We start from the raw sequence: 22,513 nt of genomic DNA on the forward strand, positions 1-22,513 counted from the left end.
GGGCGGATGTCGCGGCTGGACGGTTCCTGCTCAGTTTCGCCACCGATGCCGATCAACTGGCGGCCGAACTGGCTCGGCTGGATCCCGCGGAAATCCTGATTCCGGACTCCGATGAACTGGCGAACCTACTGGCAGGCAGCAAAGGCCTGCGCCGGCGGCCGGTATGGTATTTCGATACCGAAACCTGTACCCGGCAACTGCTGCAGTTTTTCGGCGTCGCGGATCTCAGCGGTTTCGGACTCAATGAGGGCACACCGGCCAATGCCGCAGCGATCGCCGCCGCCGGTCCGCTACTGGGTTATCTCGAAGAAACCCAGAAGCAGCGCCTGCCGCATCTCAATTCATTGCAATGGGAGGCCGCCGACGACGCCATCGCCATGAACGCCGCAACCCGGCGGCATCTGGAGCTGGACGAACGCTTTGACGGCCAATTACAGCACACGCTGCTGGGCGTGCTCGACACGACCTGCAGCCCGATGGCCGGACGTCTGCTGCGGCGCTGGCTGCACCGGCCGCTCAGGGATGCGGACACGGTCCGTCAACGCCACCAGGCGGTATCGGAACTCATCGACCGGCACATGACGGAGCCGCTAAGTGTCGTATTCCGCGGCATCGGTGATCTGGAGCGTATGTTGACCCGCATCGCCCTGCGCAGCGCACGCCCGAGGGACCTGAGCGGACTGCGCGATGGATTGTTGCGGCTTCCCGAAATTGAAGCAATACTGCAGCCTGCCGATGCACCGCGGTTACGTGAATTACGTGCCGCATTGGGTCGACATCCGGATTTGGCGGCGCATCTGCAGCAGGCACTTATGCAGCAACCTGCGGTATTGCTGCGCGATGGCGGTGTATTTGCAAACGGCTTCGACGCCGAACTGGACGAGTTGCGCGTGCTTTCCACCAATGCCGATCAGTTCCTCGTCAATCTAGAAGTACGGGAAAAGGCGGCGACCGGTATTCCCACGCTGAAAGTCGGCTACAACCGCGTGCATGGCTATTACATCGAAATCAGCAAAGGCCAGGCGGAGAAGGCGCCGGCGCACTATACGCGACGGCAGACCCTGACCGGTGCCGAGCGCTTCATCACCGAGGAGCTGAAAGCCTTCGAAGACAAGGTGCTGTCGGCACGCGAACGTTCGCTGGCACGGGAACGGTTTCTCTATGAGCAATTGCTCGACCGGCTCAATCATGACCTGCAGACCCTGAAAGCCTGCGCTCAGGCATTGGCCGAATGCGATGTACTGACGGCATTCGCCGAACGTGCCGAAGCTTTGAACTGGTGCTGCCCGCAGTTGCTGGATACCGATGGCATCCGTATCCGACGCGGCCGACATCCTGTGGTGGAGCAGGTGCGCGAGCAGGCCTTTGAACCGAATGATCTCATCCTCGACGGCGAGCAGCGCATGCTACTGATTACCGGCCCGAACATGGGCGGCAAATCCACCTACATGCGCCAGAACGCACTGATCATCCTGCTCGCCTATATCGGCAGTTTCGTTCCGGCCGAATCCGCTGAAATCGGTCCGATCGACCGCATCCTGACCCGCATCGGTGCCGGCGACGATCTGGCCCGCGGACAATCCACCTTCATGGTGGAAATGTCAGAAACCAGTTTCATCCTGCGCAACGCCAGTCCGCGGTCCTTCGTGCTGATGGATGAAATCGGCCGCGGTACGTCAACCTATGACGGCTTGGCATTGGCGCAGGCATGTGCCGAAGCACTTTGCGATGGCAACCATGCTTACTGCCTGTTCGCCACCCATTACTTCGAATTGACTGCACTGCCTGAAAGTCACTCCGGTATCCGCAACGTGCATCTGGATGCGGTGGAACACGGCGATCAGCTGATTTTCATGCATGCGGTGAAAGACGGCCCCGCCAACCGCAGCTTCGGTCTGCAGGTGGCGTCATTGGCCGGCCTTCCCAAGCCGGTGCTTACGCGTGCCAAGCAGGTGCTCCTGCAATTGGAAAATAAACCGCAACAAGCCTTGAGCCTGAATCCGCAGACACTTGAACAGCCGGCGCAACTCGGCCTGTTTGTTGCTGATGATGCCTTGGCCAATGCCGTCGACGCCTTGAATCCGGACGAGCTGACGCCGAAGCAGGCTCTGGAAGCACTTTACCGGCTGAAGCAGCTACGCTGATTCAGAGCGCGTCGATGTCGCCGAGCGCCTGGATCAGGCGGCGTGCACGCTTGTCGGGCTTGGTCAGTGGCGCCTTGTACCCGGCATTGGCGAGCCGTTTCATCTCGCGCTCGCTTTCACGTTTTATACGTGATGTTTCGGATTCGGAATACAGAGACTGTGCGACGGTCGCAGGGCCACGCTGCTCGCTCAGGCCGAGCACGCTGATTTCGTAAAGTTCATTGGCACGATTGATCTGCAGGATATCGCCGCAGCGCAGCATGCGCGAGGGTTTTATGGCCTGGCCGCCGATCAGCACTTTACCGCTGACCAGCATCTGCTTGGCCAGGCTGCGGGTCTTGAAAAATCGTGCGGCCCATAACCAAATATCGGCACGGACTTCGGTGAGGGGTTCTTTGTTCATGCGCTTTAAATGCAAACGGCCGCGATAAGCGGCCGTGTGTGCAACAGGTTAGACATCAACTCAGGCTTTTTTGCCGTAGTTGAGATCTTCCTTGATGCGGGCTTTCTTGCCTTCCAGGTCGCGCAGGTAGTACAGCTTGCCCTGACGGACATCGCCGCGACGCTTGACCGACACGGAGTCGATGGTGGCGCTGTGGGTCTGGAACACGCGCTCGACGCCGAAACCGTGCGAGATCTTGCGGACGGTGAAAGCGGAATTCAGGCCGCGGTTCTTGATGGCAATGACCACGCCTTCGTAGGCTTGCACGCGCTCGCGATTGCCTTCTTTGACTTTGACGTTGACCACGACGGTGTCGCCGGGACCGAAGTCAGGCAGCTTGCGGGTGATTTGTTCGGCTTCGAATTTTTGCAGGAGGTTCATAGGACACCACGGATTCTGTCGTTCTGGGGGACGCCTCTCGGCGTGTTTAGCCGCTTATTATAGCCCGAAACTTACGGTTTTGACTAGGGGTTTCGGCCATCGGCCGGGGGATTGCCGGTCTGTTCAGCTTTGAACTCGGCCAGAAGCGCGGCGTCGGCCTGGGACAGGCGGCTTTCATCCAGCAAATCCGGGCGTTTCAGCCATGTCCGGCCCAGACTTTGCTTTCGCCGCCAACGGGCAATCAGTGCGTGATTGCCGGACAACAGCACCTCCGGCACTCCATCGGTACCCAGGGTTTCGGATCGGGTGAAGTGCGGACAATCCAGCAGTCCGTTTTCAAAACTGTCCTGAATGGCCGAATCGGCATCGTTCAGGACCCCATCCAGCAACCGGACCACGGCATCGATGACCGTGGCCGCCGGCAGCTCGCCACCGGACAGCACATAGTCGCCGAGGGAAATTTCCTCATCGATGCGGGCATCCAAAAAGCGCTGGTCGACACCCTCATAGCGGCCGGCCAGAAGTACCAGTCGCGGCCTTGCAGCCAGTTCGCGGGCCTTGGCTTGGGTAAACGGCCGGCCCTGCGGACTCAGATAAACGGTGTATGCGAGCGCCTCATCGGCCTGTACCACGGCATCGAGGCACTCCATCAGCGGATCGGCCATCATCACCATACCCGGCCCACCACCGAAGGGACGTTCATCGATCCGGCGGTAGTTATCGTGAGTGAAATCGCGCGGGTTCCACACATGCAGGCCGGCCAGACCGCGCTCGAAAGCACGGCCGACGACCCCCACCTGCAGACACTGGCGGAAGTAATCGGGAAACAAGGTAATGACATCGAAACGCATCAGAAGTCGGCATCCCAGTCCACACGGATTTCACCAGCGTCGAAATCAACCGCATCCACGAACCGGTCCAACAGGAAGGGAATCAGACGTTCGCGCTCGCCAATGATGACCATGACCGGATTGGCCGGCGTTTCGAACAGGTGCGAGACCGTGCCGAAATCAACGCCCTCGCGATTGCGCACGCGCAACCCCTCCAGGTCGATCCAATAGTATTCGCCCAGCTTGGCCTTCGGCAGCTGGCTGCGTGTCACCCACAGTTCGGCACCAAACAGGGCCTGGGCAGCATCGCGATCATCCACGTCCGGCACACGGATGACCGGGCCTTTTGCGGTCATGCGCCCTTTCAGATCTTCCAGCACCCGCTCGTGGCCTTCATGCACAAGGATCAGCGGCTTGTATTTCAGCAGCTGCTGCGGCGGGTCGGCAAAACTCTGGCATTTGATTTCGCCCGAAATGCCGAAAGCGCCGACCATCCTGCCAATGAGGATGCGGCGCTCCGGATTAATATCAGGCCCTCGCGTCATGGCCGCGAGGACGGGCTCAGGCAGCGGCCTGGCTCGAGGCTTCTTTCACGAGCATGCGGACTTTGTCAGTCAGCTGCGCGCCTTGGGAAACCCAGTGGTTGACGCGGTCGGTGTTCAGCTCGACGCGCTTCTCGTTGCCTTGGGCAACCGGGTTGTAATAACCCACGCGCTCGATGGAACGGCCATCGCGCTTTTTGCGTTGATCGGTCACCACGATGTGGTAGAACGGACGCTTTTTGGCGCCGCCGCGGGTCAGTCGGATCTTGACCATAATATTGTATGCTCTGTAGTTCGGGGTGGAATCGAAGCCGAAGCCTCGGGTAGCCCGATATTATAGCCCCAAACGGGCCTCATGGAAAGTCAAAAGCTTAACGACCGCCAAATCCGCCCGGAAAACCACCGCCGAGCATGCCTTTCATGCCGCGCATCATGCCCTTCATGCCGCCACGGGAAAGCTTGGCCATCATGCCCTCCATCTGCTGGTATTGCTTGAGCAGACGGTTGACATCGGCCGGGGTGGTGCCCGAACCGCGTGCAATACGGGCCCGGCGCGAGCCGTTGAGTAGGCCCGGGTTACGGCGTTCTTTCGGGGTCATCGAATTAATGATGGCAATCATGCGCGGCATTTCCTTGCCGGTGACCTGATTTTTGACGTGGTCCGGCACCTGGGCCATACCCGGAAGCTTGTCCATCAGGCCGGAAATTCCGCCCATGGCCTGCATTTGCTGGAACTGTTCACGCATGTCGTTCAGGTCGAATTTCTTGCCTTTGGCCACTTTCTGGGCCAGTTTGGCGGCCTTTTCGTGATCAACCTGCGACTGTACCTGTTCGACCAGACTGAGTACATCGCCCATGTCCAGAATGCGGCTGGCAGCCCGGTCCGGGTGGAACACGTCCAGGCCTTCGGGCTTTTCACCGACACCGACGAATTTGATCGGCTGGCCGGTAATGTGGCGGACGGACAGGGCGGCACCGCCGCGGGCGTCACCGTCGGTTTTGGTCAGGATCACGCCGGTCAGCGGCAGCGCTTCGCTGAACGCCTTCGCGGTGTTGGCAGCATCCTGACCGGTCATGGCATCGACCACGAACAGGGTTTCCACCGGGTTCAGGGCCGCATGAAGTTGCTGGATTTCGGCCATCATGGCGGCATCGATGGCCAGACGACCCGCGGTATCAACCAGCACCACGTCCATGTAGGTTTTGCGGGCTTCGCTGATGCAGGCTTTGGCGATGTCGACCGGCGACTGGCTGGCCTGACTCGGGAAGAAATTCACCCCAACCTGTTTGGCCAAGGCTTCCAACTGGGCAATCGCAGCCGGACGATAGACGTCGCAGCTGACCACCATCACTTTCTTCTTGCGCTTTTCCTTCAGGAATTTGGCCAGTTTGCCGACCGTGGTGGTTTTACCGGCACCCTGCAGACCCGCCATCAGGATGATGGCCGGTGCCGGCACATTGAAGTTCAGATCGACCGCTTCGGCACCCATCACCGCCGCGAGTTCGTCATGCACAATCTTTATCAGTGCCTGACCAGGGGTCAGGCTGGTCAGCACTTCCTGGCCGACCGCGCGCGCCTTGATGCGCTCGATCAGGACCATAACCACCGGCAGGGCGACATCGGCCTCGAGCAGGGCGATGCGAACCTCGCGCAGAGAGTCTTTGATGTTGTCTTCAGTCAACCGGCCGACGCCACGCAGGCGTTGCAGGGTTCCGGACAGGCGTTGGGTCAGCGATTCAAACATGGGACATCCTCGGTTCAGACGCCCATTATACGCCGGTACGGATTTGCCCCGATCCCTCGATTTTTGCGTGAAATATGCCAAACTGTGGGCCATGACCGTTGAATTCGCCAGCCATACCGCCTTCTTCGCCTACCTGCTCAGCGCCCTGCTCTGGGTATTCCGCCAGCGCACCGGGCTGAATAGCATGTTCGCACAAGCCGCGGCCCTGCTCGCCTTGGCCGCACACGCAATGACACAAGGCCTGTTTTGGCACCAAGCCCAAGGGCCCGACCTGCACTTCTTCGCCGCACTATCCTGGATCGCATTGGCCATGGCGGTCATCAGTACCGTGTTGACTGCGCGCAGACCGCTGTCGGCACTCGGCATTCTGGTGTATCCGATTGCAGCGTTGTCGGTCTATGCGAATTACCGTTGGGGCGTGCATGTGACCAGCGCCCTCGACTGGCGCCTGAAGCTGCATGCCAGTTTCGCGCTACTGGCCTATGCCGGCCTGTCCATCGCCACCCTGCTCGCTCTGCTGTATTGGCTGCAGGACCGTGCCCTGCGCCGTCGGCATCTGCAATCCTGGCTGGGCGCCTTGCCGCCGTTAGTGCAAACCGAACATATGCTGTTCAAAACCCTGGGCACCAGCTGGTTGCTGCTCACACTCACGCTCGCGACCGGCATCGTATTCGTGGAAGACATGTTGGCCCAGCATCTGTGGCACAAAACCGTGCTCACCGCGCTGAGTTGGCTAGCCTTGCTGATTCTGTTGGTCGGCCGTATGCGTTACGGCTGGCGCGGCGCGCGCGCCGTGCATTGGACTTTGGGCGCGGCCACACTGCTGGCCTTGGCGTTCTTCGGCTCGAAGTTCGTCCTGGAACTGGTGTTGCAGAAGCCTTAAAACGCCGCCTGCAACGCGTCCATCAAGCGATCCACTGCAATCACTTCCATATCGCCGAACTGGCCGCGCTTGGGCGCATTGGCCTTCGGCACAATGGCGCGCTTGAAGCCGTGCATAGCCGCTTCCTTCAAGCGTTCTTCGCCGTTCGGCACCGGGCGGATTTCGCCCGACAGCCCAACCTCCCCGAAGGCCACGGTTTTCTGTGACAGCGGCCGGTCTTTGAGTGACGACAGCACCGCCAACAGCACCGGCAGGTCGGCCGCAGTTTCCTGCACGCGGATGCCACCGACCACATTGACGAACACATCTTGATCGGACACGCCGATGCCGCCGTGGCGGTGCATGACCGCCAACAGCATGGCCAATCGGTTCTGTTCCAAGCCGAGCGTGACCCGGCGCGGATTGGGCATGGACGATTGATCGACCAGGGCCTGTACTTCAACCAGCAGCGGGCGCGTACCTTCGCGGGTGACCAGCACCACGCTGCCCGGCGCGCTCTGGCTTTGACCGGAAAGAAAAATGGCGGACGGATTGGCGACTTCCTTCAGGCCTTTGTCGGCCATAGCGAACACGCCGAGTTCGTTGACCGCACCGAAGCGGTTCTTGAACGCGCGCAGCAGCCGGAAACGCGAACCGCTTTCACCTTCGAAATACAGCACGGCATCGACCATGTGTTCGAGCACGCGCGGGCCGGCGATACCACCCTCTTTGGTGACGTGACCGACCAGAAATACCGAGGTGCCGGTTTCCTTGGCATAGCGCACTAGGCGCGCGGCGCATTCACGCACCTGACTGACCGAACCAGGCGCAGCGCTGAGTTGTTCGCTCCACAGGGTCTGGATGGAATCGGCGACCAGAATTTTCGGCTTGGCCTGTTGGCAGTGTTGCAATATTTTCTCGACCGAAGTTTCGGCCAGCGCCAGCAGATGCTCGGTATCCAAGCCCAGCCGCAGCGCCCTCCCGGCCACTTGGCCGAGGCTTTCTTCACCGCTGATGTAAAGCGCCGGCTGACGCGCCGCCATGCTGGCCAATGCCTGCAATAACAGGGTGGACTTGCCGATGCCCGGATCACCGCCGATCAGCACCACCGAGCCTTCCACCAGGCCACCGCCAAGAACGCGGTCCAGCTCGTTCAGTCCGGTGCCAAGACGTATCTGGGTCTCTCCGGACACCTGCTTGAGCGGGGTGATTTTCGGTTCGACTGCGCCGGCATAACCGGTGCGCATCGGTTTGGCCGCAGTCGCGGCCAGCGTCACTTCGGTGAGCGTGTTCCATTGCCCGCAATCACCGCACTGGCCCTGCCATTGGCCGTAGGATGCACCGCAGTCGCTGCAGACATATGCGGATTTGCTTTTCTTTGAAATCGCCATGGTCTTTAGTGTAGCCTGATGGCAGTCAAAAGGCATCGGAAAGGACGGCATCATGAAGAAATGGTTTCTGCTCGCCAGTCTGGCGGGATTGGCGTTATTGGCCTATGTTGCCGCCGGCCCCTACCTGACCATGCACCGCATTGAAAAGAGCATCGCGGCACAGGATCTGGATGGCCTGAGCGCACAGATTGATTTTCCGGCGGTCCGCGCCGGACTGAAGGTGCAACTGCAGCGCAAAATCGAAGCGGAAACGCCGGCATTATTGAAGGAAATTCCATTGCTCAATCAGGCCGTGACGACACTCAGCACGAAGGTCTTGGAACAGGCCATCGATCCGCTGATGGCCGGTCAGCTGCTGTATATCATGCAGGGCAACGCCCCGGATCTGGATTTCGGTCTCGGTGAGCTGGTTACGCCGGTGCCGTCATCGACCAGTACCGACAAGGTCTTCGAGAGCGCCGAAACCGATTACATCGACCACCGGACCTTCGTGGCGACAGTCAGCCACGCCGAAAGCGGTACTTACCGCTTTACCTTCACCCGCACGGGTCTCAACTGGAAACTCACTGGCATTGAACTGCCGATGCTGGCGACAGAAACCCCTTAAACGCTTTTGCGCCGGAACAGTTTTCCGTAAAGGGCAACCAAGGCCACCACCGCCAAGCCAAGCAACACGCCGAACAGCGCGTTGACCAACGCCATAATCAACCAGGAAATCGATGGCATCATGCCGGCAATCCCTTCGACGGCATGATGCAGCACCGCCACGTTATGGGTCAGGATGCCGCCGCCGACCAGGAACATCGCTGCGGTACCGGCCACCGACAGGAATTTCATCAGCTTCGGCGCCAACCACAGCAGAAAGCCGCCAAACGCCTGCTTGCCGCGCGACCACAGGCCCGCTGCGGGATTGCGAATCAGATGTAAGCCGGCATCATCGAGTTTGACGATGCCGGCGACCACGCCATAAACCCCGACGGTCATCAGCACTGCAATGGAGGTTAGCGCACCAATCTGCACCCATAGGGATTTTCCGGCGACAGCGCCCAGTGTAATCACAATGATTTCGGCCGACAGGATGAAATCGGTGCGGATGGCGCCCTTGATTTTGTCTTTTTCGTACTGCACCAAGTCGAGCTTCTCGTCGCTGACCGCTTCAATCAGCTTCTGGTAATGCGTTTCCGAATCGGCCTCGGCATGCCCGCCGAACTTGTGTACCAGTTTCTCGGAGCCTTCATAGCAGAGATAGGCGCCGCCGAGCAGCAGCAAGGGTATGATCAACCAGGGCACGAAAGCACTGATCAGCAGAGCAGACGGCACCAGAATGAGTTTATTGACGAACGAGCCTTTGCACACCGCCCAGACCACCGGCAGTTCACGGTCGGGATTGACGCCGCTGACCTGATGCGCATTCAGCGCCAAATCGTCACCGAGCACGCCGGCAGTCTGCTTGGCCGCGACTTTTGTCATCACCGACACATCGTCGAGCAGGGTCGCGATGTCATCAATCAGGGCAAGCAGGCTGGAACCGGCCATAAATCACTCCCGAGAAGGAAAAACCCGCCGGAGCGGGTTTTTCGAATGGTGCCGGAAAGAGGAATCGAACCTCCGACCTACGCATTACGAATGCGCCGCTCTACCGACTGAGCTATTCCGGCGGATGTGTGATTTTACGGTTTTTGCCGGCTTTAGGCAATGAAACTCAGTCCACAAGGGTGATGCGCAGCTCTTTCGGCAGCGCGAATACCATGTCTTCGGGCTCGCCCTCGATCTCGGTGATCTCACCGCCGCCCAGTTGCTGCAGATGCGAAATAACACCCTGTACTAGGACTTCCGGGGCCGAGGCGCCGGCAGTTACCCCGATGCGGACCGCTCCCTCCAGCCATTCCGGACGGATTTCTTCGGCACCGTCGATCAGATAAGCGCGTGCACCGTTCTTCTCCGCCAATTCGCGCAGCCGGTTGGAATTGGAGCTGTTGACCGAACCGACTACGAATACAAGATCGCATTTTCCGGCCAACTCACGTACCGCATCCTGCCGGTTCTGGGTGGCATAACAGATGTCGTCGTGGCGCGGGCCTACGATTTTAGGAAACCGCGTCCGAAGTGCGGCGATAACATCGCGGGTTTCATCGACCGAAAGCGTGGTCTGGGTAGTGAATGCAAAATGCTCCGGTTGCGACACCTCTAGACTCATGACATCTTCGACGTCTTCGACGAGATAGATATTTCCCCGCGCATCCTGGCTGAGCCACTGACCCATAGTGCCCTCCACTTCCGGATGCCCTTCATGTCCGATCAGGACCACATCGCGGCCGGCACGGCAGTGCCGGGTCACTTCGATGTGCACTTTGGTCACCAGTGGACAGGTCGCATCAAACACTTTCAGGCCGCGGGCCGCCGCTTCAAGTCGAACAGCCCGCGGTACACCATGGGCACTGAAGATAAGGGTGGCACCGGACGGCACTTCATCCAGGTGTTCTACGAATATCGCTCCGCGTGCGCGCAGGTCGTTGACCACGAACTGGTTATGCACGACCTCGTGGCGCACGTAAATCGGCGCTCCGAGCATTTCCAGCGCACGATTCACGATTTCAATGGCTCGGTCGACACCGGCACAGAAACCGCGCGGATTAGCAAGAACGATATTCATGACGTCTCCGCTTTGCGATCCGGCAGGAAACTCAAGACAATCAACAAAACAGCTGCCACCGAGATTGCCGAATCGGCCAGATTGAATACCGGCCAATGGAAGTCACGCCAGTACCAATGCACGAAATCAACGACATAGCCGAAACGCACGCGATCAATCAAGTTACCGAGCGCACCGCCGACAATCAACGCCAATGGCAGTGCCATGCGCCAATCGCTCCGCGGCTGCTTTGCCAGCATTACTACGCATACGGCTGAAATGATTACCGCCAGGGCGCTGAACAGCCATTGTTGCCAGCCGCCGGCATCGGCAAGGAAACTGAAAGCAGCACCGGTGTTGTGGACCAGCGTCCAGTTCCAGAAGCCGGGAACCACTTCCTGCGGTACGGCGTAGGTCAACACCGACAATGCCCATTGTTTGGTGATCCAGTCCAGCACGATGATGGCAACCGAAAGACCCAGCCAGGGTAAGGCATTTTTTTGGGCGTCCATCAGAAGAATCTCCTTGTTTCGCCCAGACCGTGGACATTGCCAATGCAACGGTTACACAGCTCCGGATCCTCGGCGTCTGAGCCGACGCTGGCGCTGTAATGCCAACATCGCACGCATTTTCCGTTTCCGGAAACCTTGGCCTGGACCCTGAACGGCGAACCCTCGACAGCTATCGCATCAGCCGGCGCGGAAGCCAATGGCGCGAGCTGCAGCTGCGAAGTAATGAACAGGAACCGCAGTTCATCGCCTGTATCAGAAAGCGAAGAAATCACTTCATTCTCGGCATAGACCGTCACTTCAGCCTGCAACGCTGCACCGAGTTTACCTTCGGCTCGCATCGGTTCCAGAACCTTGCCGACCGCATCACGCATGGCCAGAAGTTGCTGCATTTCGATGCCATCGGCTTTCAGGTATTGGCCATCAGCGGGCAACAGCGCATCAATGGCGGCATTGTCTTGCAGGAAAATGCTTTCGGACTCAGCTCCTGGAATATGCTGCCAGATTTCTTCCGCGGTGAAGCTCAGCACCGGAGCCAAGGCCCTGACCATAACCTGCACGATGGCATACATGGCGGACTGCGCCGAACGCCGGCCGAGACTGTCCACCGGCATGGTGTACAGACGGTCTTTGGTCACATCGAGGTAGAGCGCGCCCATTTCGTTGGTACAGAAATTCTGCAGGCTCGCGACGACACGGGCGAAATCATAATCGGCATAGGCCTGGCTCACACGCTCATGCAGCTGACGCGCTTTCGCCATCGCCCACTGGTCGAGCAGAAGACAATCGGCTGACGCCACGTTATGCCGGACCGGATCAAACCCCGACAGATTTCCGAGCAGGAAACGGGCAGTGTTACGGATACGCCGATAGCCGTCGGCACTGCGTTTGAGGATGTCATCGGAAACCGACATTTCATTGCGGTAATCGGTACTGGCAATCCACAGGCGCAGCACATCGGCACCGAGCTTGTCGATTTCCTTTTGCGGCTCGACGGTATTGCCGATCGATTTTGACATCTTCTTGCCGTGCGCATCGACCGTAAAGCCGTGGGTGAGCACTTGCCGGTAAGGCGCCACACCATCCATGGCTACGCCGGTCAGCAGCGAACTCTGGAACCAGCCTCGGTGCTGGTCTGAACCTTCCAGATACAGATCCGCCGGTTTCGACAGACCGTCTTCAGGACGTGCCGCCAGCACCGCCTGATGGGTCACCCCGGAATCGAACCAGACATCGAGGATGTCGGTGATTTTGTCGTAATTTGCGGCATCGGCACCCAGCAAAGATTCGGGAGACAAATCGAACCAAGCATCAATGCCGGATGCAGCGACCAGATCAGCAACTTTCCGCATCAGCGCCACGGAATCCGGATGTGGTTCGCCGCTGATTCTGTCGATGAACAGTGCGATCGGAACCCCCCAGGTACGTTGGCGCGAAATGCACCAATCCGGACGGCCATCGATCATGCCCTTGATGCGTGCTTGGCCCCAGTCGGGAATCCAGCGCACGCCATCAATGGCGTTCAGGGCATCATCGCGCAGTCCGGCCTGCTGCATGGAAATGAACCATTGCGGTGTGGCGCGGAAGGCCACCGGGGTTTTATGGCGCCAGCAATGCGGATAGCTGTGAGTGAGTTTGGAGAACGCCAACAGCACACCGCGCTCGCGCAGCAGCTCGACGATGCTTTCATTCGCCTTCCAGATATGCTGGCCGGCGAAAATCTCGGTGTTTGGCAGGTATACGCCTTTGCCATCGACCGGATTGACCGTTTCGATGCCGTACTTCTGGCCAACCGCGAAGTCTTCCTGGCCGTGGCCGGGAGCGGTATGCACGGCGCCGGTACCGGCATCGGTGGTGACATGCTCGCCGAGGATGACCGGCACCTGCCGCGCATAGAATGGATGCTGCAGGAGCTGGTGTTCGAGCGCTGCGCCCTGTGCGCGGCCGAGAATGTCGACCGTCGTCACGCCATAACGCTCCAGGGCAGATTCGGCAAGCGCCTCGGCCAATACCAGCAGTCCGTTGGGCCCGCGCACCAGCACATAATCCACTTCCGGACCGAGTGTGACCGCCATGCTTGCCGGCAGGGTCCAGGGCGTAGTGGTCCAGATTGGCACCGCGATGGCCTCGGTGGATTCAATGCCGAAAGCCTTGGCCACCGCCTTCGGATCCAACGCGGCATAAGCCACATCCACCGCCGGGGAGGTTTTATCGGCATACTCGATTTCGGCTTCGGCCAAGGCCGAGCCGCAGTCGAAGCACCAATGAACCGGCTTCACGCCGCGCGCCAGATGGCCGCGCTCGGTGATTTTCGCCAGACTACGCAACATCTCCGCTTCAAACGCAAAGTCCATCGTACGGTAAGGGTTTTTCCAGTCACCCAGAACGCCGAGCCTTTGGAAATCCTTGGATTGGCCGGCAATCTGCTCGGCAGCGTATTCACGGCACTTCTGCCGGAACTCGCGAGCATCGAGCTTGACACCAACTTTTCCGTGTTTCTTCTCAACGGCCAACTCGATGGGCAGGCCGTGGCAATCCCAGCCCGGCACATACGGCGCATCGAAGCCGGCCATCAGCTTGGACTTGACGACGACATCCTTCAGCACTTTGTTGACGGCATGACCGATATGAATGTTGCCGTTGGCGTAAGGGGGACCGTCATGCAGCACAAACACCGGCTTTCCGGCGTTGCGCGCGCGTACCAGCGCATACAAGCCCTGCTGCTGCCATTGCGCCAGCATGGCCGGTTCGCGCTTCGGCAGATCGCCGCGCATCGCAAACGCGGTCTCCGGAAGGCTGATGGTGTGTTTGTAATCTTTGCTGTTTTCCTGCGTGCTCACGCACATTCTCCTAAAGTCCGGCACGCCAGAACTTCGCGTGCCTGTGCGGCGTCCCTATCCATCTGATGCACCAAGGCAGGCAGATCATCGAATTTTTCTTCGTCACGCAGTTTGCGCACGAACTCCACTTGCAGATGTTTTCCGTACAGGTCGCCATCGAAATCGAACAAATGCGCTTCGAGCAGCGGCTCGCGGCCATTGACGGTCGGTCGGGTGCCTAAACTGGAAACACCGGCAATCGGCCCATTGCCAACGCCGTGTATCCAGGTCGCATAGATACCCATCAGCGCCGGCTTGCGGCCCTGCAGTCGGATGTTGGCGGTCGGATAGCCAAGCGTGCGGCCAAGCTGTTTGCCGCGCACGACACGGCCCTCGATGACATACGGATGGCCAAGCTTCTGTGCCGCTTCCGTGAGACGCCCGGTCTGCAAATCGGCACGAATCAGCGAACTGGAAATCCGCTCGTCCTGTTGAATCTGCGGCTGCACACCCTGTGCTTCGAAGCCGTGTACCGCGCCAAGATCCCGGAGCATATCCAGATTTCCCCGTCGGCTTTTGCCGAAGAAGAAATCCGGGCCGACCATTACGCGATGTGCATTCAGACGCTGCACCAGAAGCTCAGTAATAAACGCTTCGGCGGACGTGTCGGCCAGGGCTTGGTTGAAGCGGAGCAGACCGACAGCATCGGCGCCGGCATCGCGCAGTGCACGGAATTTCTGTCGTGCCCGGATCAGCCGCGGCGGCGGATTGGCGCGTCCGAAGAATTCACGCGGCAACGGTTCGAAACTGACGACCACCAGGTCCAGATTGCCGGCATCGGCAAATCGCCGTGCTTCGGCCAGCAGGTGCCTGTGTCCGAGATGCAGTCCATCGAACGCACCGATACAGACCACGCTTCCGCGCGGACTGATCCGTGGTCCTGAGAAATCCCGGAATAATACTGTCATAGCCTTGGAATTATAGCTGTTTCCGGCCTCAGACTTCACGCAAATGGCGCAGACGAAGGCCGAAAATCAATTGCATCGCCAAATAGACGGCAGCACCAGCCGCCACCGCAACCACCAGCCAGAGCACCCGGTAAAGACCAGACAGCTGGCCCCAGTCGCCAACGTGGAAGCGCACCGCCCAAACCACCGCCCACATGGCTGCAGTAGCCACGACAATCCGTAACAACCAGACCAGCCAACCGGCTTCCGGGCGGTAGACGCCTTCCCGGTGCAATAACCAGGCCAGAGCGGCGGCATTGAATATCCCGGCCAATGCCGTTGCCAAAGCGATACCGGCATGGGCATACGGCAATTCGGCCCAGCGCATCAATGACACGAAGGACGCAATCAGAACCACGTTGACCAGCACCGTCCATACCGCCACCCGCATCGGGGTTTTGGTGTCATGGCGCGAATAGAAGGCCGGAAGCAGCACCTTGGACAGCATGAAGGCTGGAATCCCGATGCTCATGGCAGATACCGCCAGGGATACCATATGGGTATCTTCAGCAGTGAATTTGCCGTGCTGGAACAAGGTGGCGCAGAGGGGTTCAGCCAAAGCCACCAGACCAACTGCGGCCGGAATCCCGATCAGGCACACCATTTTCAATCCCCAGTCCAGGGCGCGGTTATAGCCCTCGCGATTCTCGGCAGCATGCTGCCGGGACAGATGCGGAAGAATGACGGTACCGATCGCGACACCGAACAGACCCAGCGGGAATTCGGTCAGCCGGTCGGAATAGTACAACCAGCTCTGCGCATTGACGACCAGCGCCGAGGCGAATACCGTGCCGACCAGCAGATTGAGCTGTGCCACCGAGGACGAAAAGATGGTCGGCAACATCAGTTTGAATACCCGCTGTACGCCCGGATGTTTGAAATCCAGACGGAATGCCGGCTTTACGCCAAACCGCGCCAATGCCGGCCACATCACACAGAACTGGAGAATGCCCGCCAACAGCACGCCCCAGGCCAACGCATAGGCCGGAATACTGAACAAGGGGGCCAGCACCAGCATGGCGAAAATGATGGCCAGATTATGCAGAACCGGAATGAATGCCGGCAGACCGAAATGCCGGAAGCTGTTCATCACCGCGCCGGCCAGTGCCGTCATCGAAATGAAGGTCAGATAGGGAAATGTGATGCGAAGCATGGAAGCGGTCAAGGCCACCTGCTCGGAATCCTGGTCGGCGAAGGCCAGAAAAATCTGGGCAATCCAAGGCGCCAACGCAATGCCGAGACCGGTAACCACCAGCACCACGGCCAACAGCGCTCCCGCGATATGGTTCAGGAAATCACGGATCTGCGCTTCATCGCCCTTTTCCCGCAACTCCGAGAGTACCGGCACGAACGCCGAGGAAAACGAACCTTCCGCGAAAATACGACGCAGATAATTGGGAATCCGGTAGGCCACCACAAAGGCGCTCACGGCCGGCCCAGTCCCGAACAGGGTGGCCTGCAACAGGTCCCGGGCGAATCCGGCCAGACGCGACAGGAAGGTCATCCCCCCGAAAACGGCGGTGGAACGCAATAAACCGGGTTTCGCCACTGTTTTCACCGAATCCTGAACACTGTACCTACGGTCATTATTGACGCAACAGGGATTTTCTGCCATACTTTTCAATCTTTGACACCCCCAATTCACCGATTTTCAGGAGCCCGCTGTGGCCAATATCAAATCCGCCAAGAAACGCGCCAAGCAAACCGTGGTCCGCAACGCGCGCAACACCAGCCACCGCTCGATGCTGCGCACCCTGGTCAAGAAGGTCGTCAAGGCCTTGGAAACCAAGGATGTCGCCGCCGCCGAAGCCGCTTTCGTCGAGGCCGTGCCGGTTCTGGACCGTTACTCCGCGCGTGGCCTGATCCACCGCAACAAGGCCGCCCGTCACAAGAGCCGCCTGACCGCCCACATCAAGGCGCTGAAAGCCGCCTGATTGCGGTTGACGCAAATCCATGAAAAAACCGGCCTAGGCCGGTTTTTTTATTGCTCGTGCGAAGCCGAAGCTCCGGGTCAAACGCCCATTTTGGCGCGCTCGGCAAGATCCTCAGCGGCCTCAAGGGCAGCGTGTTTCTGATCATCGAAGAACTGTTGGATCTTCAGCATGATCGGCCACGTCCCTTCGCGGCCAATGGCCGAAACCGTAAACCAGGGCTCTTTCCAGTCAAGCGCAGCGATGATGGCCTTGGCACGCTCGGACCGGGTTTCATCATCCAGCAGGTCGCCTTTGTTGAGCACCAGCCAACGCGGCTTGTCGAGCATGTCGGGATCGTACTTGCGCAGCTCGTTTTCAATGGCGCGGACCTGTTCGGCCGGATCAATCGATTCGTCGAACGGCGCCATGTCGACCAGATGCAGCAATAGACGCGTGCGCTGCACATGGCGCAGGAACAGACTGCCAAGGCCGGCGCCGTCGGCAGCGCCTTCAATCAGACCCGGAATATCGGCAATCACGAAGCTGCGGGCGATCTCGACACTGACCACGCCCAGATTCGGGTGCAGCGTGGTGAATGGATAATCCGCGACTTTCGGCGTGGCTGCGGAAACCGCGCGGATAAACGTTGATTTGCCGGCGTTGGGGAATCCGAGCAGACCGACATCGGCCAGCAGTTTCATTTCCAGACGGATTTCGCGCTCTTCGCCGGGCGTGCCATTGCTGGCCTTGCGTGGTGCACGGTTGACCGAACTCTTGAAGTGGACGTTGCCCTTGCCGCCTTCTCCGCCCTGGGCGACCAGCATGCGGGCGCCGTGAACGGTCAGATCGCCGATGATTTCATCGGTGGCGACGTTGACCACTTCGGTACCGATCGGCACCTTGATGGTGATGTCTTCGCCGGCCTTGCCGAACATCTGCCGACCCATGCCGTTCTGACCACGCTGGGCTTTGAAGTAACGGTCATGGCGGAAATCGACCAGGGTGTTCAGGTTTTCGTCGGCTTCCAGCCAGACGCTGCCGCCGTCACCGCCGTCGCCGCCATCGGGGCCGCCGAGCGGAATGAATTTTTCGCGGCGGAAACTGATGCAGCCGTTGCCGCCATTGCCGGCGGTGACTGTAATGACCGCCTCATCCACGAACTTCATGGGTATTCTCCCAAGGGGAAATGATGTTAAAGCTTAAATGAAAAACCCCGCCGAAGCGGGGTTTCTCCGACAAGCGCGAGTGGCTTATTCGGCCGGAACCACGCTGACCGTGCGGCGCTTTTTAGGGCCCTTCACGGCGAAATCGACGGTGCCGTCGACCAGTGCATACAGGGTGTGATCACGACCCATGCCGACATTGGCGCCGCGGTGGAACTCGGTGCCGCGCTGACGGATGATGATGTTGCCTGCTTCAATGGCTTGGCCGCCGTAAATCTTGACGCCCAGGTATTTCGGGTTGGAATCGCGGCCGTTGCGGGTTGAGCCTACGCCTTTTTTCGATGCCATGACGTTTTCTCCTCGGTCTTAGGCAGTGATGCCGGTAATTTGGATTTCAGTGAAATGCTGGCGATGGCCCATCTGCTTGCGATGATGCTTACGACGGCGGAATTTCACGATGCGGATTTTGTCCAGACGGCCATGCGACTTGATGGTCGCGGTGACTTTGGCGCCGGCCACGGTCGGAGTACCGACGGTGACGCTGTCGCCGTTGCCGACGAGCAGGACTTCATTGATTTCGACGTTGGCACCGGCTTCGGCATCGAGCTTTTCGACGCGGAGCACTTCGTCCTTCATCACGCGGTATTGTTTACCGCCGGTAACGATAATTGCGTACATGACCTGGATTCCTCTGTAGTTATTTTGAAAAAACCCGGACTTTGGTCGAAGCCCAGACGCGAAATTATGCGCCTAAGCCCCCGAAAAGTCAACAGACTTCGGGCTTATGGAGGCCGAATCGGGGTGGGTGCCCAGCCCAGCCTGAACCGGCGTTCAGACTACCGCCCGGCCACCGCTTCCTGATAGACTGAACGATTGATTCCCGGCCGTATCCGACCCCTATGATGGACTTTATCCGCATCCGCGGTGCCCGTACTCACAACCTGAAGAACATCGACCTCGATCTGCCCCGCGACAAGCTGATCGTCATCACCGGCCTGTCCGGCTCGGGCAAGAGCTCGCTGGCATTCGACACCATCTATGCCGAGGGCCAGCGCCGCTACGTCGAGTCGCTGTCGTCCTATGCCCGCCAGTTCCTGAGCGTGATGGAAAAACCGGACCTCGACCACATCGAAGGCCTCTCCCCAGCCATTTCCATCGAGCAGAAGTCGACCTCGCACAACCCCCGCTCCACGGTCGGTACCATCACCGAAATCTACGATTACCTGCGCTTGCTGTTCGCGCGCGTGGGCACCCCGCACTGTCCGGACCACAATTACCCGCTCAGCGCCCAGACCGTCAGCCAGATGGTCGACCAGACCCTGGCCCAGGACCCGGAAAAGCGCTTCATGCTTCTGGCACCGGTCATCAAGGACCGCAAAGGCGAACACATGCAGGTGTTCGACCAACTGCGCGCCCAGGGCTATGTCAGGGCCCGGGTCGACGGCGTTCTCTATGAACTCGACGATGTGCCACCACTGGCCCTGCGCCAGAAGCACAGCATCGATGCCGTCATCGACCGCTTCAAACCGCGCGAGGACATCAAGCAGCGGCTGGCAGAAAGCTTCGAAACCGCCCTGAAACTGGGCGACGGCAGCGCCGAACTGGCGCCGATGGACGATGCCGATACCCCCAGCATCCTGTTTTCGGCGAAGTATTCCTGCCCGGTCTGCGATTATTCGCTGACTGAGCTTGAACCACGACTGTTCTCGTTCAACTCACCAATGGGCGCCTGCCCGTCCTGCGACGGACTCGGGGTCGCGCAGTTCTTCGATCCAGGCAAAGTGGTACTGCATCCGGAATTGAGCCTGGCCGCCGGCGCCATCCGCGGCTGGGACCGGCGCAACGCCTACTACTTCCAGCTGATCCATTCGCTGGCCAAGCATTACCGCTTCGATCCGGAAAACCCTTGGCAGGAACTTTCAGATGCCGTGCGTCAGGCCGTGCTATTCGGTAGCGGAGGCGAACAGATCGCCTTCACCTATCTGACCGAAGCCGGTGGCCGGACGGTTCGCAAGCACGTATTCGAGGGCATCATCCCCAACCTGGAACGGCGCTACAAGGAAACCGAATCCCAAGCCGTCCGCGAAGAACTCGGCAAATTCATCTCCAGCCGCGAATGCCCGGAATGCCAGGGCTCGCGCCTGAACCGCTCGGCCCGTAACGTGCTGGTCGGCGGCAAAAACCTGACCGACATCAGCCGGATGTCGATCGATGCCTGCACGGCCTTCTTCGCCGCGTTGAAAGTAGCCGGCTGGCGCGGCGAAATCGCCGAAAAGATCGTCAAGGAAATCCTTGAACGCCTGCGCTTCCTGATGGACGTCGGCCTGGATTACCTGAGTCTGGAGCGCAAGGCCGATACGCTGTCCGGCGGCGAAGCACAGCGCATCCGTCTGGCATCACAGATCGGTGCCGGCCTGGTCGGCGTGATGTATGTGCTCGATGAGCCGTCCATCGGCCTGCATCAGCGTGATAACGAACGCCTGCTCGGCACCCTGACCCGCCTGCGTGACATCGGCAATACCGTGATCGTGGTCGAGCATGACGAGGATGCCATCCGTGCCGCCGATCATATCGTCGATATCGGCCCCGGTGCCGGCATCCACGGCGGCCGCATCATCGCCCAGGGTGTCCTGAAGGACATCCTCAAAGCGAAAGGTTCGTTGACTGGCGATTATTTGTCGGGCAAGAAAAAAATCGAATTACCGGAAAAACGCACGAAGCCGAATCCACGCATGAAGCTTTCCCTGAAAGGGGCTTCAGGCAACAATCTCAAAAATGTCGACCTGACGCTGCACGCCGGCCTGTTGACCTGCATCACCGGGGTTTCCGGATCCGGAAAATCGACCCTGATCAATGACACCCTGTTCCCGATTATTGCCAACGAACTCAACGGCGCTTCGCACACCATCGCCCCGCACGCCTCCATCGACGGCGTCGAGCTGTTCGACAAAGTGGTCGACATCGACCAATCGCCGATCGGACGCACGCCGCGCTCCAACCCGGCCACCTACACGGGACTGTTCACTCCGTTAAGGGAATTATTCGCACAGGTTCCGGAATCGCGTGCGCGCGGCTATTCGCCCGGACGCTTCAGCTTCAACGTGCGCGGTGGCCGCTGCGAAGCCTGTCAAGGCGATGGCCTGATCAAAGTCGAAATGCACTTCCTGCCCGACGTGTATGTGCCCTGCGATGTCTGCCACGGCAAACGTTACAACCGGGAAACATTGGACATCCTTTACAAAGGCCACTCCATCCACGACGTGCTGGAAATGACCGTGGAAGACGCCTTGGAACTGTTCAAGCCGGTACCGGCCCTGGCACGCAAGTTGGAAACCCTGATGGATGTCGGACTGAGTTACATCAAGCTCGGGCAATCCGCCACCACGCTTTCCGGCGGTGAGGCGCAACGCGTGAAGCTCTCGAAGGAACTGTCACGTCGTGACACTGGCCGCACGCTTTATATTCTCGATGAGCCGACCACCGGCTTGCACTTCCATGATATCGACCATCTGCTCGGAATCCTGCACAAGCTGCGCGATGACGGCAATACCGTGGTGGTCATAGAACACAATCTCGACGTCATCAAGACCGCCGACTGGATCATCGACCTCGGCCCGGAGGGCGGATACCGCGGCGGCCAGATCATCGCCGAAGGCACGCCGGAGCAGGTTGCCGCCAATCCGGCCTCGCACACCGGGCGTTTCCTGGCACCGCTACTTAAAAAGGCACGCAAATGACCCCGATTTTCAGCCATGGCATGGACATACGCTGGCGCGAGATGGATGCACTCGGCCATGTCAACAATGCCCAATACCTCAGCTATGTGGAAGAAACCCGCGTGCAGTGGTTCAACAGCCTGCAGAATAGCTGGCAGGAAGGAGATGCTGCGCCCATCGTAGCGGCCATCCATGTCGATTTCCGCAAACCCATCGTGTGGCCGGAGCAAATCACCGTTTCCCTGTTCGCTGAAAAACGCGGAAGCAAGAGTGCCACCATCGGCCATCGCATCCATAGTGCCGGGGATGCTTCGGTAATCTATGCCGAAGGCTATACGGTATTGGTCTGGATCGACCGTGCCGGCCAGACGGTTGCCCTGCCCGACTACATTGCAGCACTGTTCATCTAATTCAAAT

21 protein-coding genes, 1 tRNA gene and 1 pseudogene are annotated in these 22,513 nt (G+C 59.4%); 6 read left to right on the forward strand and 17 right to left on the reverse strand.

Going from position 1 to position 22,513, the window contains the following annotated elements; genetic code table 11:
- Positions 1-2,144, forward strand: a 2,144-nt coding sequence (gene mutS / locus ACIQ1A_RS02385; protein ID WP_395769485.1) for a DNA mismatch repair protein MutS, incomplete at its 5' end; no start/stop codon positions are given.
- A 1-nt stretch (position 2,145) separates the two neighbouring features.
- Here the strand turns inward: mutS and ACIQ1A_RS02390 are convergent.
- From ACIQ1A_RS02390 to ffh, 6 genes are all read right to left on the reverse strand, one after another.
- Positions 2,146-2,547 (reverse strand): RNA-binding S4 domain-containing protein, encoded by a 402-nt coding sequence (locus ACIQ1A_RS02390; RefSeq protein WP_395769486.1) that lies wholly within the window; start codon positions 2,545-2,547, stop codon positions 2,146-2,148.
- 60 nt (positions 2,548-2,607) lie between these two features.
- Entirely contained in the window at positions 2,608-2,967 is a 360-nt protein-coding gene (rplS, locus tag ACIQ1A_RS02395) for a 50S ribosomal protein L19 (protein ID WP_297798873.1), read from the reverse strand.
- Positions 2,968-3,050: 83 nt separating this feature from the next.
- On the reverse strand, positions 3,051-3,818 hold the full coding sequence (trmD, locus tag ACIQ1A_RS02400) for a tRNA (guanosine(37)-N1)-methyltransferase TrmD (RefSeq protein ID WP_395769487.1): 768 nt from the start codon (positions 3,816-3,818) through the stop codon (positions 3,051-3,053).
- Positions 3,818-4,342, reverse strand: a complete 525-nt coding sequence (gene rimM, locus ACIQ1A_RS02405) for a ribosome maturation factor RimM (RefSeq protein WP_395769488.1) — start codon at positions 4,340-4,342, stop codon at positions 3,818-3,820. Before rimM ends, trmD begins: the two co-directional genes overlap by 1 nt.
- 16 nt (positions 4,343-4,358) lie before the next feature.
- On the reverse strand, positions 4,359-4,613 hold the full coding sequence (gene rpsP / locus ACIQ1A_RS02410; RefSeq protein WP_395769489.1) for a 30S ribosomal protein S16: 255 nt from the start codon (positions 4,611-4,613) through the stop codon (positions 4,359-4,361).
- A 97-nt stretch (positions 4,614-4,710) separates the two neighbouring features.
- A complete protein-coding gene (gene ffh, locus ACIQ1A_RS02415) occupies positions 4,711-6,084 on the reverse strand; it encodes a signal recognition particle protein (RefSeq protein WP_395769490.1) in 1,374 nt (457 codons plus the stop codon).
- Positions 6,085-6,175: 91 nt separating this feature from the next.
- Between ffh and ACIQ1A_RS02420 the strand changes: the two genes are divergently transcribed.
- Complete coding sequence (locus ACIQ1A_RS02420; protein ID WP_395769666.1) at positions 6,176-6,967, forward strand: inner membrane protein YpjD; 792 nt, start codon at positions 6,176-6,178, stop codon at positions 6,965-6,967.
- On the opposite strand, the gene radA is transcribed toward ACIQ1A_RS02420, so the two are convergent.
- A complete protein-coding gene (radA, locus tag ACIQ1A_RS02425; protein WP_395769491.1) occupies positions 6,964-8,337 on the reverse strand; it encodes a DNA repair protein RadA in 1,374 nt (457 codons plus the stop codon). The two genes, ACIQ1A_RS02420 and radA, sit on opposite strands and share 4 nt — an antisense overlap.
- 52 nt (positions 8,338-8,389) lie before the next feature.
- On the opposite strand from radA, the gene ACIQ1A_RS02430 reads away from it, so the two are divergent.
- Positions 8,390-8,944, forward strand: coding sequence for a DUF2939 domain-containing protein (locus ACIQ1A_RS02430; protein WP_395769492.1), 555 nt, complete (start codon positions 8,390-8,392; stop codon positions 8,942-8,944).
- On the opposite strand, the gene ACIQ1A_RS02435 is transcribed toward ACIQ1A_RS02430, so the two are convergent.
- From ACIQ1A_RS02435 to murJ, 7 genes are all read right to left on the reverse strand, one after another.
- On the reverse strand, positions 8,941-9,873 hold the full coding sequence (locus ACIQ1A_RS02435; protein WP_395769493.1) for a DUF808 domain-containing protein: 933 nt from the start codon (positions 9,871-9,873) through the stop codon (positions 8,941-8,943). The two genes, ACIQ1A_RS02430 and ACIQ1A_RS02435, sit on opposite strands and share 4 nt — an antisense overlap.
- A gap of 46 nt (positions 9,874-9,919) precedes the next feature.
- Positions 9,920-9,995 (reverse strand) — tRNA-Thr (locus tag ACIQ1A_RS02440).
- Positions 9,996-10,039: 44 nt separating this feature from the next.
- Complete coding sequence (ispH, locus tag ACIQ1A_RS02445; protein WP_395769494.1) at positions 10,040-10,990, reverse strand: 4-hydroxy-3-methylbut-2-enyl diphosphate reductase; 951 nt, start codon at positions 10,988-10,990, stop codon at positions 10,040-10,042.
- The gene (gene lspA / locus ACIQ1A_RS02450; RefSeq protein WP_395769495.1) at positions 10,987-11,481 is read right to left on the reverse strand and encodes a signal peptidase II; all 495 of its coding nucleotides are present in this window, start codon (positions 11,479-11,481) and stop codon (positions 10,987-10,989) included. The genes ispH and lspA overlap by 4 nt, the downstream gene beginning before the upstream one ends.
- Positions 11,481-14,252, reverse strand: coding sequence for an isoleucine--tRNA ligase (gene ileS / locus ACIQ1A_RS02455; protein ID WP_395769667.1), 2,772 nt, complete (start codon positions 14,250-14,252; stop codon positions 11,481-11,483). The genes lspA and ileS overlap by 1 nt, the downstream gene beginning before the upstream one ends.
- A gap of 62 nt (positions 14,253-14,314) precedes the next feature.
- A complete protein-coding gene (locus ACIQ1A_RS02460; protein WP_395769496.1) occupies positions 14,315-15,265 on the reverse strand; it encodes a bifunctional riboflavin kinase/FAD synthetase in 951 nt (316 codons plus the stop codon).
- 28 nt (positions 15,266-15,293) lie between these two features.
- Positions 15,294-16,853 (reverse strand): murein biosynthesis integral membrane protein MurJ, encoded by a 1,560-nt coding sequence (murJ, locus tag ACIQ1A_RS02465; protein WP_395769497.1) that lies wholly within the window; start codon positions 16,851-16,853, stop codon positions 15,294-15,296.
- Between the two features lie 115 nt (positions 16,854-16,968).
- Here murJ and rpsT point away from each other — a divergent pair, with 115 nt between their 5' ends.
- The gene (rpsT, locus tag ACIQ1A_RS02470; RefSeq protein ID WP_395769498.1) at positions 16,969-17,238 is read left to right on the forward strand and encodes a 30S ribosomal protein S20; all 270 of its coding nucleotides are present in this window, start codon (positions 16,969-16,971) and stop codon (positions 17,236-17,238) included.
- A 77-nt stretch (positions 17,239-17,315) separates the two neighbouring features.
- On the opposite strand, the gene cgtA is transcribed toward rpsT, so the two are convergent.
- The 3 genes from cgtA to rplU all read right to left on the reverse strand — a co-directional run bounded on the left by cgtA (position 17,316) and on the right by rplU (position 19,058).
- On the reverse strand, positions 17,316-18,383 hold the full coding sequence (gene cgtA / locus ACIQ1A_RS02475) for an Obg family GTPase CgtA (RefSeq protein ID WP_395769499.1): 1,068 nt from the start codon (positions 18,381-18,383) through the stop codon (positions 17,316-17,318).
- A gap of 84 nt (positions 18,384-18,467) precedes the next feature.
- Entirely contained in the window at positions 18,468-18,728 is a 261-nt protein-coding gene (rpmA, locus tag ACIQ1A_RS02480) for a 50S ribosomal protein L27 (RefSeq protein ID WP_395769500.1), read from the reverse strand.
- An 18-nt stretch (positions 18,729-18,746) separates the two neighbouring features.
- Positions 18,747-19,058 (reverse strand): 50S ribosomal protein L21, encoded by a 312-nt coding sequence (gene rplU, locus ACIQ1A_RS02485; RefSeq protein WP_395769501.1) that lies wholly within the window; start codon positions 19,056-19,058, stop codon positions 18,747-18,749.
- 224 nt (positions 19,059-19,282) lie between these two features.
- Between rplU and uvrA the strand changes: the two are divergent.
- Together uvrA and ACIQ1A_RS02495 are read left to right on the forward strand one after the other, a co-directional pair.
- Positions 19,283-22,099 (forward strand): annotated as a pseudogene (gene uvrA / locus ACIQ1A_RS02490) (excinuclease ABC subunit UvrA); the annotation flags it as partial.
- Between the two features lie 14 nt (positions 22,100-22,113).
- Positions 22,114-22,506, forward strand: coding sequence for an acyl-CoA thioesterase (locus ACIQ1A_RS02495; RefSeq protein ID WP_395769502.1), 393 nt, complete (start codon positions 22,114-22,116; stop codon positions 22,504-22,506).
- The last annotated feature ends 7 nt before the right edge of the window (positions 22,507-22,513 follow it).

The sequence above is a fragment of the Arenimonas sp. genome (assembly GCF_044353605.1).
In the GTDB taxonomy this organism is placed as follows: domain Bacteria; phylum Pseudomonadota; class Gammaproteobacteria; order Xanthomonadales; family Xanthomonadaceae; genus Arenimonas.